Genomic DNA, 13,771 nt, shown 5'->3' on the forward strand with positions numbered 1-13,771 from the left:
CTTAACTGCATATTCTCTCATATCCTTTACGAAATTCATGGAATTAGCTTTTCCTTTACTTATAAGTTGAAGCTGTTTTTCCCACTTAGCAGTAAGCTCAGGGGACTTTAATTCTTGTGGTACTAACCCTATTAGCTGTATTCCTTTTGAGGTAGGAAAAATCTCTTTACCTCTTCTCTCCATATAGAAAATGTTAAATAATTTTTCAATTATATCTGCTCTTGTTGCAGAAGTCCCTAGTCCTGAAGTATTATCCAAAGCTTCTCGAAGACTTTCATCCTGGATATCTTTTCCTGGATGCTCCATAGCTGTTAGCAACGTTGCTTCATTATACCTAGCAGGTGGTTTTGTTTTCTCACTTTCGAATTTAACTAAAGTTAGCTTAACTGCTTCCCCTTTGTCTATTTCTGGAAGTGATTGATCTTTTTCTTCGCTGCCCTCAGAACTGCTTATTTCTTTCCAGCCCTTTGACTTAACTATTTTTCCTTTTGCAGAAAAGCTTTCACCCTTAACATTTATTTTCACAGTAGTTTGCTCATACTCAAAAGCTGGGCTTAGAACTTCTAAGAATCTTTTTATAACTAAGTCATAAATGCTTTTTTCTTCTTTGTTTAGTCTTGATAAATCTACATGCTCCTCTGTAGGAATTATAGCATGATGATCTGATACCTTGCTATTATCCACAAATCTATTTGTAGTATGAATTCTACCTTTTATTATGGTCCTAGCAGCTTTCTCATATGGTCCTATGGCTATACTCTTTAATCTGTCGAGAAGCGTTGCTACAACATCTGTGGTAATATGCCTAGAGTCTGTTCTTGGATATGATAATATCTTATGGGTTTCATATAGTTTCTGCATTATATTAAGAGTTTGCTTTGCAGAATACCCAAATTTTCTATTTGCATCTCTTTGTAGCTCCGTTAAATCATATGCAAGTGGTGGGAGTTCTTTTTTAGATGCTTTATTTACCTCCACAACAGTACCCATTTGATTGTTTACCCTGCTGACTACATCTTCTGCCTTTTGCTTATCAAATGTCCGCGTGTCTCCACTTTTGCTTGACCAATGTACTGTAAAATTATTTAGCTTACCATTTACCGTCCAGTAATCTTTTCCAACGAATTTCTTTATTTCATTTTCTCTATCAACAATAAGCGCTAACGTAGGCGTCTGTACTCTTCCTGCTGATAATTGAGCATTATATTTACAAGTTAATGCCCTAGTTACGTTTAGGCCTATAAGCCAATCTGCCTCTGCTCTTGATTGTGCTGCCCAAAATAGGTTTTCGTAATCTCTTCCTGGTTTTAGGTTAGCAAATCCATCCTTTATTGCTTTTTCAGTTTGAGAGGATATCCACAACCTCTTTATCGGCTTTTTAAATCCTGCCTTTTGAATTATCCAACGAGCTACTAGTTCTCCTTCACGTCCTGCATCTGTTGCTATAACAAGCTCATCTACATCTGCCCTTTTAAGAAGCTCGTGCACTACTTTATATTGCTTTGAGGTTTCCTTAATAATTACTAATTTTAAATCTTTTGGCAACATAGGAAGATCTTCCATTTTCCAGCTTTTATATTTTTGATCATAATCCTCTGGACCCGCTAGTGTAACAAGATGACCCAGGGCCCAAGTTACAATATACTTTTGTCCCATTAAATATCCATTGCCGCCTTGAGTGCACTTTAAAACTTTCGCAAGTTCCTTTCCTACTGATGGTTTTTCTGCTAAAACTAATATCTTTCCCATATATAAAACTTCCTTTCTTGTGTTGTAATTATTCTGCTTCAAGTAACGCTATTAAAACGTATATATCAAAAAACACTATAACTTACTATATATACTACATATAGTATAAACTACTTTGCACACATTGTTCAATTTTTTATTATTTAGACGTAGTAGCAAAGGTATTTTTTGTAGCCATAAATGATATGATATAATATATAATAAAAATAAGTTTAGAGGTAATAAAATGAATTATATAATATTTGATTTAGAATTTAATCAAGGCTACAATTTTGAAAATGAAACTGAAAACATAATAAACCCTAAATGCCCTTTTGAAATAATTCAAATAGGTGCAATAAAACTAAATAAAGATTTCGAGAAAATTGGATTCCTAGATATATTAGTAAAACCAGAAATATATACTAGGCTTAATCCCTTTGTCCAAAAGCTTACGGGAATAACAATGAATGAATTAAATAGTGGTAAATCCTTCAAAGAAATGTATAAAGAACTTGCAGAATTTATTCAATCTGATTCCAGTATACTAGGCGTTTGGGGAATGGCAGACATAAAAGAATTATTTCGAAACATAGAATACTATGAATTAGACACCTCCCTCATGCCCCTAGAATATATAAACATTCAGTCCTATGCTTGTAAACACCTTAATTGCAAAAAAGGGATTAATATTGGTCTAAATAATGCAGCTACTTTGCTAGATATACCCCTTGAAGGACAGTTCCATAATGCACTTAATGATGCATATTATACCGCAGAAGTTTTTAAGAAAATTTATAGAAGTGAAATTAAACCTAAGATATATTCTCCTCACAAAAACACAAGTTTAAACAGATTAAATAATCAAAAATATAAAACCGATTTCCTTAGTTTAATGAATCAATTCGAAAAAATGTTTAAGAGAAAAATCACGAAGGAAGAAAAATCTATAATTAAATTAGCTTTTATTATGGGTAAGACAAATCAATTTCAAGTTAAAGTTCCGCCTACCTCTAATAAAAGCCTAAATAATACACAAAAGAACCTCTAATAAATTAGAGGTTCTTTTAAGTATTATTTTACTACTGGAAATTCATTATTAGCCCATCCAGATGGAGCATTTGAATCTGTACCCATACCACCATTAAGTGATACTGCATCATATCCTAACATTTTTAGACCAGCAACTGTTTGTCCTGCTGTTTGACCAGTATAACAGTAAACTATAATCTTCTTATCTGTTGGTAATGTACTGAAATTTTCTTGCATTCCTTTTCCCCAAGCAATATTTGTTGCTCCATCAATATGTCCTTTTGCAAAATCTTCAGCACTTCTTACAGAAAGAACTACTATACTATCATCTTTTGCATCTATTAATTTTTTAGCATTTTCTTCACTAATTTTATAATTAGCAAAATCAGTATCTTTAACAGTAGCTAAACCATTAAAATAATCTACTATAGCAGTTTTAATTTCAGGTTTTATTTCTATAGATTCAACATCAGCAAAATCGTTTAATGTAGTTTCTGTAACATCTTCTACTCCGTCAACTTTAGATATACCTAAATTCCATCCTAAATTTACTGATCTTGCATTAAATCCTGCCATATTCAATAATGCAACTGTCTGTCCTGCAGTTTGTCCAGTGTAACAGTAAACCATTATTGTTTTATCCTTTGGTAATTTATCTAAGTTATCACTTATTGCTGTTCCCCATGGGGCATTTACAGCTCCTTTAATATGTCCTTCAGCATATACATCTGCTTGTCTTATATCTAAAATAAACATATCTTCCTCTGCTTTTACTTGTTCAACAAAAGTTTTTTCAGAGATTTTATAATTATCATCAGGCATATTTGCAAAGTAACCATTAGCTACCTCTGCTACAACATCTGTTTTTTCTGGTGCTTTCGTTGTTTCTTCTGTTTTAGGAGCATCTTTAGTAGCATTATTTGTGCTATTAGCACTACTTCCACAACCCACTAGTGATACTGCAATTGTTAAAGCTATTAAACTAGATAAAATTTTACTTTTCTTCATTTTAATTCCCCCTATTTCCTATTTTATGTGATTTTATTAACAAATTTATTATATCAAACATATATTCGATTTCGTTTATGGAATTTGTTATGCTGCATTAAATAAAGTTATATGTACATTCTGTAAACATATATTTTACATAAAAAAAAACAGTCAGACACCTATTAAGTATCTAACTATTTATTATATTAATTTCTATGATGCATCTTGTGTTTTTGTTGGTGCTGATTGATCTGAATCCATTTTTTGAACCGGTAAATTTCCCTTTGATGACCATTCTACCCAAGCACCATCATATAGTTTAAGATTTCTATATCCAGCATTGTATAATGCCAAATATGTTTGAGCTCCCCTAACTGATGTTTTACAATACATTATTATATCATTTTTAGCTTTTATATTATTCTCTATATATTGTATTTTTATAACCTCAACAGGTTTATAAGTTCCATCACTATAATCATTATTAATATACTCTAAAAGCACTGATTCTGGAATTGTTCCTTCCTCATATTCTTCTTTTGACCTAGTATCAAGTAATATAGTGTTCTTATCTGGATTTTCAACTTGCGCTTTTACCTCATCTAATCCAGCAATCATGTCTTCATTTTTATCCATAGCCACATATTCTGTAGTGACAATCTCTGGTACTTCAGCTGTAATTTCTGCACCAGCATTTTTAAGTGCTGCAAGTCCACCACTAACTACTTTTACATTTTCATGTCCATAAACTTTTAAAGTCCACCACACTCTTGCAGCATCCATATTATTGTTAGTATCATATATTACTACAGTTGTGTTATTAGAAATTCCTTGCTTACCCATTACTTTTTCTACTTGCTCTTTTGGTGCTAACATATTAGCAACTGGATTATTAATAACAACATCACTAAGATCAATCTTTACAGCACCCTTCACATGTTCATCATCATAAAGTGTTGTTTCAGGTTTTTGAACACCAACTAAAACTACATTATCTTTCTTAACTAATTCTAGCGCCTGTTTTGCACTAATAATTTCATTTCCGGAATTACTAGTTCCACATCCTACTGTTAAAATTGCTAATGATAAAATAATTGCTACTGAAAATAATCTTAAAATAGATTTCATTTTTATCCCCCATTCTTTTTTATATAATAAATTTAAACACTACAAATGTTCCAAAGTTTGTTAAATATTATACATAACATATCCATTATACTTTATATGTTTTAGAGTTGGATATAAAAGTTTTTAATATTGTATTTAATTATTAGATATCTGACATTTCGACGACTAAAGGAGTTGGTTTATTAAATATGTTAATTTCTATTATACTCTAATTAATTTATATCTGATGTTAAATATATGTTATAATTTATAAACATTATATATAAAATTCTTTATTAATTTGAGGTGAATTTTTTGAAATTTATAAAAAAAACTTATAGCAAAAACAAAATACTAATTATATTATTATTCATCTATTTCCTTGTGAGTCTTAGCCTTTTAATTCAATTTCCCTTTGTTCATTCTGATGAGTCTTGGCTAAGTGGCTTATCTAGAAATATTCTTCAAACTAAAAATTTATCATCAACTGAGACGTTTTTCGACTTATATCCACGAAATCCTCATGCAATAAAAATAATCTTTCATATTATTCAAATTATTTTTATTAAGCTTCTAGGCTATAATATATTTAGTGTTAGATTAATTTCCTTAATTTTTAGTTTATTAACTTTATATTATTTTTATAAGCTATGTGTTGAAATTTTTAATTCTTCCATAAAATCCACTATAGCTACAATATTTTTAGCAATAGACATTCAGTTTATATATGCTTCTCATTTTGCAAGGCAAGAAATTGCTATTTTATTTGTTTTCATTTATTCATTGTACTTCTTTTATAAAAACACTTATAATCATACAATTAAACAGGACCTAATTCTCGGTTGTATTATTGGCATAAGCATAGGTGTACACCCTAATAGTTTTATAATAGCTCTTCCATTTATAGCTATTTACTTGTATTATATGTTATTTGATAAAAAGTTAAAACTTTTTAACCTTATGGCTTATTGCCTTCCACTATTAGTTTTTTGTGGAATATTTGTACTGTTAAGTTTCTCCTTTAATCCTAATTTTATTAATGATTACTTTAACTATGGGAAACAATTCAATGTACACTATTCACTTTCGGGTAAAATAGGTGAATTTAAATATTTTTACGAAAAACTTTATTATGGTATAAGTGGCACCTATTATACTCCTAATATTAAGTTACAATTTTTTATTTTTATATCCTCTTTCATAATTACTATATTGAAACTCTTCATTACGAAAGATAAAATAAAAAACCAAAAAATAATCAGTGTTCTTTTATCAATTGTATTTTTAAATATAGGTATTATACTAATTGGTAGATATAATCAAACCAGCATTATTTTTCAGTTTCCACTTTTTTATATTTTAGTTGCGTATTTACTAGAAAATTTATCAACACATTATAAATATATTGTAGCCTTTGGTTTAGCTTTACTTATTTTAATGAATACATTCACTAATATATATCCTTATATAAATGGAGATTACAATAATTATCTGAATAATATATCAAAAACAGTTGAAAAAGATGATATAGTTTTAGCTAATTTAAATTCTGAATTTTATTTCCATAATGGTAAATTACATGACTATAGAAATCTAGCATATTTAAAAGAAAATAATATGACCTTCAAAGACTATATTTTAAAATATGATATTAAGTTTATTATTTACCCAGAAGAAATGGATATTATTAATAGTGAAAGCCCTAGATGGGATGCATTTTATGGCAATCTTTATTATTATGATGAAATGAAACACTTTCTCAAAAATAATTGTACACTAGTTAATGAGCTTAGAAGCAAAACTTACGGAGTCCGAATAGCTAGATACATAAATGAAAAAGATTGGACTGTAAAAATATATAAAGTAAACTACTAATTATAATAGATGATTAGTAGTTTACTTCCATTAATTCATTTAATTTTTCATGCATATCAAAAATTTCTTGATGTTTATCTTTCCTTGGGAAGGGTATATTATTTTTAATTATTCTTTTGATGTTATAAGGCGCCGCGCCCATTACTAGAATACGGTTTGAAAGTAAAATAGCTTCATTAATATCATGAGTTACAAAAATGATAGTTACATTAATACTCTCTCGTAATAATAAAAGCATTTGTTGAAGCTCATCTCTAGTCTGTGCATCCACACTCCCAAAAGGTTCATCCATGAGTAATATTTTAGGTTTTATAACAAGAGCGCGAATAAGAGCTACTCTTTGTTTCATTCCACCCGAGAGTTGATGAGGAAAATAATCACAGAAATCATTTAGCTTAACCATATCTATGTACTTTCTTGCAATATTTTCTCTTTCCCTATTAGAACCACCAATTTTATTTACCTTCAAAGGAAAAACAACATTTTGTAAGACTGTTTTCCAAGGAAAAAGCTGGTCAAAGTCTTGAAATACCATAATCCTGTTTATTCCTGGTCTAGAAATCTCATTTCCATTCAGAGTAATAAAGCCAGAATCTACTTTTTCGAAACCTGCTAATTCCTTTAATAGCGTTGATTTACCACAGCCTGAGGGCCCAATTACACATAGAAACTCACCTTCAACAACACTAAAACTCATATTGCTATGAACTTCTAATTTATTACCGTTTTGAATGAAGTTTTTTGTTATATTTTTCATTTCAAGAATCATATTGTCATTCCCCATTTTTTTATAGTCACTTTTTCTACCTTATCAAAAATTAAATCTTCAACTATCATTCCAATTACCACTATAACAATTAACCCTGCAAATATCCCGGTTATATCCATAAATACCCTATTTTTAAAAATAAAAAAGCCTAGGCCTCCCTTTCCACCAGCTGCCCCAAAAATCATTTCTGCGCTTATAAGCGCCCTCCAAGATCTTGCCCAGGATATCCTCATCCCAGTTAAAAAATAAGGCATTGATGCTGGAATCATTATGTACCTTATAATTTCAAAAGAGTTAAGACCATAGTTATTTCCAACTTGCTTATATATGTTAGGAATTGATTTAAATCCAGTTAGTAAATTTAAGACTAAGGGCCAAACCACAGAGTGAACAATAATAAAAATAATAGATATCTCACCTGCCCCAAACCATAATATAATTAAAGGCAGTAACGCAATCCCTGGAAGCGGGTGCGCAATACTAACTAATGTTTCTACAAGACCACTAAATGGTTTAAATAACACTGCCAGCGATGATAAAATAACAGCCAAAATTAAACCTACACTAAGCCCCTTAAGTATTAACTCTAATGAATATATGGTTCCATATATAATTTCGCCACTAGCTATAGATTTACATAAGGAACTTACTACTTCTAAAACAGACGGAAAAATTAATGGAGAAAATTTTCCCGATGCATATATTATTTGCCATATAATAATTAAGATAATACTCCAGAATAATTTTCTAAATATTTTACTATTTAATATTTTACTTTTCATACTTAACATCTTCCCACATTGTGCTACTTTTATCATTATACTCTTTTGAAATGTAATTATTTTTTTTCATGAATTTTGCAAACTCATTTATGCCTTTAACCTCATCCGTATATATCATATCTTTATTAGTTATATATTGAAGAACTTCATCTTTAGGAAGTTTATAAATATTCGCCAATATCTCCGCAGACTTATCCGGATTATTTTGCATAAACACAATTGACTCTTTTATCGAACTTACTAAGGCCTTATATAACTCTGGCTTTATGTCATGAAACTCTTTTGTTGTTACCCCAACAATAAATGTGAAATCTGCACCTATAGCATCTTTGCCATCTAATACTTGATGAATACTCTTTTGTTCTAACTCTTTAAACAAATAAGGTGGTGTAGTGAAATGTGCTGTAATATCTTTTGCTGAAAGCAACGCATTCATTGCATCTGGATGTGCTAACGTCACAAGTAAATTGTCCAATTTCTTAGCATCTCCAAATTCCTTTTCACACTGCATAGCCAGCAGCATATGTTGCACACTTCCTGGTTGCGGAAGTGCAATCCTATCACTCTTGGAAAAATCTTTTATTGATTTTATATTTTCACTATTTGTAACTAGAACTACTGGGCTCTCAGATAATCCAGAAGCTATCTTCCACTCCATCCCCTTATCTAATCCTATTAAAAAAGGCGGAATAGCCATAAATCCCACATCTACTTGGTTTGATAACATTGCTTCACGAATGGCCGCAGTATTCCCTAGCTGCTTCCAATCAATTTTAACCCCGGGGTAATTTTTTTCTAATATTTTATTTTCTTTCATTATTTGTAGTGGAGCATATGCTAGCCCAAATTGTTCTGCAATACTAATGCTATTTTTAGAATCATTTTTAGATGAGCATCCCATTAAAGCTAATATACCTATAATTAAACTTACTATAATTATATTTCTTATAAAAAAATTCTTTTTCATAATATTTACATTCTCCCTGTTATTATAATAATTTAAAATTTAATAATCATATTACTATTATTTTTATCATATATTGCTATGTTATCAAATGCTCTATCTATATTGTCCTTTAAGTCTTTGTGGTTATCCCCTTCGATTATCATATATCCAACCCTCTGGGTAGCATTTGTAATTTCTTTTATCTCATCACTGGGTTTAAAATTAATTTTAGAATTAATTACTCCAGGCAAATTTCTAACTTTAGTTAAATTTTCTACTGACTTAATTGTACCTGGCTTTGCAAAAAGTAATTGAACTGAAAGTTTTTTATTGTTATTTAATACTTCATATTCTCTAAGATTCGTATAATCAATGTTTTCACCTAGTGAATAATCAATAACCATATCTAATATATCTATCCCAGTTAATTGAGGTATAAATTCATCTTCATAAGCACCGCCTATTCTACAGGCAATTTCATTAACCTTTATTCCCTCTTTTCCAATAAGCATTTGAAAATATATAGGTCCATTATGTATTTTAAAGATTTTCACTATATCTTTTGATATTTCTATAATCTCTTTCGCATAATTTTTAAAGTGTTTTGATGGAAAATCATGAGCAGTGCAAATCCCAATACTTGGATAATTATCATAGGTAACCCTGTCCGTTATAGTAAGTACATGAGTATTATCGTTTTCTACCCAACCACTCACTGTGATCTCATCATTTTCATAATACTCTTCAACTAATACCTCTTCCTGTCTGGAGTAACTGAGCACATCATCAAAATATTCTCTAATCTGTGCTATTGAATTTAATTTATATACGCCCCTCTGCCCCTGACTATCCAACGGCTTAATTACAACAGGAAAACACATATGTTCTAAATCACAGTCTTTAAAATCACTTTTTAAAAATGCAAACTTAGCTGTAGGCACCGAATTTAATTTAAATATATTTTTCATAATCTTTTTATTAGTAACTGCTTTCGCTGTATCTAAATCAAGAAAACTAGGAAGTTTCGCCTCTTTTGCAACGCTGGCTACAGTGTAAACCGGTTGATCCGTACCTAGTGTTAAAATCCCATCTATATCGTATTTCCTTGCAATGTTAATATTATCATCTATACTAAATGTACTTCCAAGTTCACTATAATCACAATATTTTTTTCCTGGGGCATCCTCATAATAATCCGAAACTATAACAGTATGTCCCTTTTGCTTTGCACGTAAAATAGCATTTAGTTGACAATTTCCTCCCCCGAGTATTAATAATTTCAAGTTAATCATCTCCTTAGGAGCTGCGAGTTCTCCTTTATAATTTTTTATGCTTTATTCTGAATTGTTTCCTAGATGAAGTAACAATCTTAAAAATCTTATAGTTTGAATAATACAGGTATAATTTAATATATAATTTTAAGAGCTTATAAACATTATAGTTGGACTTTCCATATTTTCGTACATTATGTTTTACCTCTACATTAGAAATGCTTCTGGTATTTTTAAAAGTTATTGCTGATATATATACAAAAGAAATTTTATCCTTTATTATCTTATTTACAATACTTTTTCTTATTATTCTAAAGCTACTAACTTTGATGTTTTTAGGTTTTGAACATATTTTATTAAACATATAATCAGTCATTTTCGAACCAATTTTTCTATAAGCAGAATGCTGTTTTATTATAGGAATGCCATAAACTACATCATAGCCCTCATCTATTTTTACCTTTAACTTATAAATTTCTTCAGGTGGATGTTGCAGATCATCATCCATAGTAACAACATATTCACCTGTTGAATAATGAAATCCGCACATTAATGCATTTTGTTGACCAAAATTTCCATCTAACTGAATTATCTTAACTCTAGAGTCTTTACTATGTAACTTTTTCATTTTCTCATAACTATTATCAATACTTCCATCATCAACCATAATTATTTCATAATGATCACAAATCTTATTTAGCTCCTTTGAAAGAACCACATAAAATTTTTCTAGTGAATTTTCACTATTATAAACTGGTACTACTACTGATATGCTTTGCCGCATATTTATATCTCCTCAAGAATTTGTATTAACGTGATTATAACAAAATTCATTTCATCGTTGCTCATTTCTGTATACATAGGTAATCTAAGCAAACACTTACACACATTTTCAGTTATAGGCAAATCTTCTATATGATACCCAAGTTCTATTCCTTTTTTAGAAGAATGAAGTGGCATAAAATGTGTTGTTGCATCAATTTTTCTTTCTTTCAGCTTATATATTACATTATCTCTTACTTTTTCGCTTTGAAATACCAAGTAAAACAAGTGATAATTAGATTCACAATCATTTGGAATATATGTACTATTTTTAATAATTCCACTTTTTATATACTTAGTAATGCTTTTGTTATAATAATCATTTACTACTTTTCTTTTTGCTTTTATCTCATCTATTTTTTGGACTTGCGCATACAACATAGCCATCAAAACATCTGATGGTACATAGCTTGATCCTATATCCACCCAACTATATTTGTCTACCTCTCCACGTAGAAATTCATTCCTGTTAGTTCCCTTTTGTCTAATAATCTCTGCCCGCTTTATTAAATCGGGATTATTAGAATTTATTGCTATAGCTCCACCTTCGCCACTAACATAACTTTTAGTTCCATGAAAGCTATAACAGCCAATATGTCCTATGGTTCCAAGAAATTTATTCTTATATTTTGAATTCACTGCTTGAGCTGCATCTTCAATAACAAATAAATTATTTTTTGTTGCTATATCCATAATTTCATCCATATCACAACTTACGCCTCCATAATGAACTGGCAATATAGCTTTTGTTCTGTTTGTAATTTTATTTTTTATATCTATAGGATCTATATTCAAGGTATTCTCTTGTATTTCAGCAAATACAGGAATCCCACCACGTAACATTATAGCATTAGCCGTTGACGGGAAAGTAAATGAAGGCATTATAACTTCATCCCCTGGCCTTATGTCTATTAATATTGCTGCCATCTCCAAGGCATGAGTGGCTGAAGTAGTCATTAATACTTTTTCTACCATGAATTTTTTTTGAAGTAGCTCGGTTACAAGCTGCGTATAGTATCCGTCACCACTTATGCATCCTCTTTTCATAGTATCTTCAATATATGATAATTCTTTTCCTTCGTAATATATTTTATTAAAAGGTATTTTCATTGTTTTGTCACCACTCAAATTTATAATTTTTAAAAGTTATTATAATAGTTTATGTTGATATTCATGTAACTACTAGGTTATTATATATATATACAAGTAATTGATTAAGTAAAGTGAGGTTATTGTAATGAATACAATAGATTGTTTAGGTGATATGTGCCCAATTCCAGTTCTTAAAATAAAAAAAGCATTAAAAAAAGCAAAAACTAATGATTCAATAAAAGTTATAACAGACCATAGTTGCGTTGCTGAATCAATAAAAAACCATTTCACTCGAAAAGACTTACAACTTGAATTCGATGAAGTAATGAATGGCATATGGGAAATTATCATAACGAAACTTTAGCAAAAGCTATTTTTGCCTATTTTTTTAAAGTATTGTATAAATTCTTTTACCGCACTATCTTTATAAACATTCTTCCTATTTATAAGATATACTTCATATTTCATATCCAATCCATCAATTTCGGTCTCCATAAGCTGTTTCCTATATAGTTCTTTCTTTATGGATATATAAGGTAAAAACGACATCGAATTCTCATTAAGAACTAACGATTTAACAGACTCTATGGAATCAAGGTAGAACATTATATTTAATTCTTTAAAACTATGTCCTATGGTTTTTAGATATTTATCCAACTTTCCCTCTATTTCTGATTTATCAGTTAACATAATAATAGAGTTTTTTATTAATTCTTCACTTTGAATTTTTACCGGATTATTAAACTTTGGAGAAGAAACTAGCATAAGTCTATCTATGCCAACTTTAAAGTATTCCAGAGAACTATCCTTTGGTTTACCATAAATAAATCCAAGATCACATATATTATTTAAAATATTTTCTTCTACATCATTTGACATACTAGTAGTTAGTTTATAATTATGATGTGGAAACTTCTCTTTAATACTATACATTGTACAAGGCAAAGCATAGGTTGCTATTGTATAACAAGAATCTATCCTTATGATACCATTTGACTTATATGAATTGTTTAAATCTTCTACCATCTTATTATAAGTTCTTATAATATTTTCCCCATATTTTTGAACGATTTTACCTTCCTCTGTTAGTTCTACTCCTCTATTACTTCTTTCTAAGAGTTTATAACCTAAACTATCCTCTAGTTTTTGTATTTGTTGGCTTAATGCCGATTGTGAAATATGAGAACTGTTTGCAACCTTTGAAATGCTTTTAAATACTGCTACTTCATTAAAATATTGAAAACATTCTATATGCATAATTACACCTCTTGATATATATTATTTGCTTTATCTTTTCCACAAAATTTTATCTTACTCAATTATACCATATATAACCCATCATAAATTTATTGTGCTA

At 29.7% G+C, this 13,771-nt stretch carries 13 protein-coding genes; 3 read left to right on the forward strand and 10 right to left on the reverse strand.

Translation table 11 applies throughout. From position 1 onward, the window contains the following. Window positions 1-1,749, reverse strand: a 1,749-nt coding sequence (locus JJD95_RS12370; protein WP_291643337.1) for a DNA topoisomerase III, incomplete at its 3' end; no start/stop codon positions are given. Window positions 1,750-1,975: 226 nt separating this feature from the next. On the opposite strand from JJD95_RS12370, the gene JJD95_RS12375 reads away from it, so the two are divergent. Next, entirely contained in the window at window positions 1,976-2,779 is an 804-nt protein-coding gene (locus JJD95_RS12375; protein WP_291643338.1) for a 3'-5' exonuclease, read from the forward strand. Window positions 2,780-2,802: 23 nt separating this feature from the next. On the opposite strand, the gene JJD95_RS12380 is transcribed toward JJD95_RS12375, so the two are convergent. Together JJD95_RS12380 and JJD95_RS12385 are read right to left on the reverse strand one after the other, a co-directional pair. After that, on the reverse strand, window positions 2,803-3,768 hold the full coding sequence (locus JJD95_RS12380) for a rhodanese-like domain-containing protein (RefSeq protein WP_291643339.1): 966 nt from the start codon (window positions 3,766-3,768) through the stop codon (window positions 2,803-2,805). A 195-nt stretch (window positions 3,769-3,963) separates the two neighbouring features. Continuing rightward, window positions 3,964-4,878: a sulfurtransferase gene (locus tag JJD95_RS12385; protein ID WP_291643340.1), complete on the reverse strand. Its 915-nt coding sequence runs from the start codon at window positions 4,876-4,878 to the stop codon at window positions 3,964-3,966. Window positions 4,879-5,172: 294 nt separating this feature from the next. Between JJD95_RS12385 and JJD95_RS12390 the strand changes: the two genes are divergently transcribed. Then, window positions 5,173-6,732: a glycosyltransferase family 39 protein gene (locus JJD95_RS12390; RefSeq protein WP_291643341.1), complete on the forward strand. Its 1,560-nt coding sequence runs from the start codon at window positions 5,173-5,175 to the stop codon at window positions 6,730-6,732. A gap of 13 nt (window positions 6,733-6,745) precedes the next feature. Here the strand turns inward: JJD95_RS12390 and JJD95_RS12395 are convergent, their stop codons facing one another. Genes JJD95_RS12395 through rffA form a run of 6 tightly spaced genes read right to left on the reverse strand, consistent with a single transcriptional unit; the run spans window position 6,746 to window position 12,432 of the window. Then, on the reverse strand, window positions 6,746-7,501 hold the full coding sequence (locus JJD95_RS12395) for an ABC transporter ATP-binding protein (protein WP_291643342.1): 756 nt from the start codon (window positions 7,499-7,501) through the stop codon (window positions 6,746-6,748). Next, the gene (locus JJD95_RS12400) at window positions 7,498-8,283 is read right to left on the reverse strand and encodes an ABC transporter permease (RefSeq protein WP_291643343.1); all 786 of its coding nucleotides are present in this window, start codon (window positions 8,281-8,283) and stop codon (window positions 7,498-7,500) included. Before JJD95_RS12400 ends, JJD95_RS12395 begins: the two co-directional genes overlap by 4 nt. Further along, window positions 8,273-9,250 carry an ABC transporter substrate-binding protein gene (locus tag JJD95_RS12405; protein ID WP_291643344.1) on the reverse strand — a complete coding sequence of 326 codons (978 nt, stop codon included), beginning with the start codon at window positions 9,248-9,250 and terminating at the stop codon, window positions 8,273-8,275. The genes JJD95_RS12400 and JJD95_RS12405 overlap by 11 nt, the downstream gene beginning before the upstream one ends. Window positions 9,251-9,282: 32 nt before the next feature. Next, entirely contained in the window at window positions 9,283-10,512 is a 1,230-nt protein-coding gene (locus JJD95_RS12410) for an ATP-grasp domain-containing protein (protein WP_291643345.1), read from the reverse strand. Window positions 10,513-10,546: 34 nt separating this feature from the next. Further along, window positions 10,547-11,284, reverse strand: coding sequence for a glycosyltransferase family 2 protein (locus JJD95_RS12415; protein ID WP_291643346.1), 738 nt, complete (start codon window positions 11,282-11,284; stop codon window positions 10,547-10,549). Window positions 11,285-11,286: 2 nt separating this feature from the next. Further along, a complete protein-coding gene (gene rffA, locus JJD95_RS12420) occupies window positions 11,287-12,432 on the reverse strand; it encodes a dTDP-4-amino-4,6-dideoxygalactose transaminase (protein ID WP_291643347.1) in 1,146 nt (381 codons plus the stop codon). A 127-nt stretch (window positions 12,433-12,559) separates the two neighbouring features. On the opposite strand from rffA, the gene JJD95_RS12425 reads away from it, so the two are divergent. Next, the gene (locus JJD95_RS12425) at window positions 12,560-12,778 is read left to right on the forward strand and encodes a sulfurtransferase TusA family protein (protein WP_291643348.1); all 219 of its coding nucleotides are present in this window, start codon (window positions 12,560-12,562) and stop codon (window positions 12,776-12,778) included. Here the strand turns inward: JJD95_RS12425 and JJD95_RS12430 are convergent. Beyond that, window positions 12,775-13,671 (reverse strand): LysR family transcriptional regulator, encoded by an 897-nt coding sequence (locus tag JJD95_RS12430; protein WP_291643349.1) that lies wholly within the window; start codon window positions 13,669-13,671, stop codon window positions 12,775-12,777. The genes JJD95_RS12425 and JJD95_RS12430 overlap by 4 nt on opposite strands. Window positions 13,672-13,771: the final 100 nt, after the last annotated feature.

It is taken from the genome of Clostridium sp., from assembly GCF_016650035.1.
Classification (GTDB): Bacteria; Bacillota; Clostridia; order Clostridiales; family Clostridiaceae; genus Clostridium_AD.

Bases quoted from the DNA above. Each gene is read 5' to 3' on its own strand.
- JJD95_RS12375 (WP_291643338.1), top strand. From the start codon at position 1,976: ATGAATTATATAATATTTGATTTAGAATTTAATCAAGGCTACAATTTT.
- JJD95_RS12380 (WP_291643339.1), bottom strand. From the start codon at position 3,768: ATGAAGAAAAGTAAAATTTTATCTAGTTTAATAGCTTTAACAATTGCA.
- rffA (WP_291643347.1), bottom strand. From the start codon at position 12,432: ATGAAAATACCTTTTAATAAAATATATTACGAAGGAAAAGAATTATCA.
- JJD95_RS12395 (WP_291643342.1), bottom strand. From the start codon at position 7,501: ATGATTCTTGAAATGAAAAATATAACAAAAAACTTCATTCAAAACGGT.
- JJD95_RS12400 (WP_291643343.1), bottom strand. From the start codon at position 8,283: ATGAAAAGTAAAATATTAAATAGTAAAATATTTAGAAAATTATTCTGG.
- JJD95_RS12425 (WP_291643348.1), top strand. From the start codon at position 12,560: ATGAATACAATAGATTGTTTAGGTGATATGTGCCCAATTCCAGTTCTT.
- JJD95_RS12430 (WP_291643349.1), bottom strand. From the start codon at position 13,671: ATGCATATAGAATGTTTTCAATATTTTAATGAAGTAGCAGTATTTAAA.
- JJD95_RS12405 (WP_291643344.1), bottom strand. From the start codon at position 9,250: ATGAAAAAGAATTTTTTTATAAGAAATATAATTATAGTAAGTTTAATT.
- JJD95_RS12385 (WP_291643340.1), bottom strand. From the start codon at position 4,878: ATGAAATCTATTTTAAGATTATTTTCAGTAGCAATTATTTTATCATTA.
- JJD95_RS12415 (WP_291643346.1), bottom strand. From the start codon at position 11,284: ATGCGGCAAAGCATATCAGTAGTAGTACCAGTTTATAATAGTGAAAAT.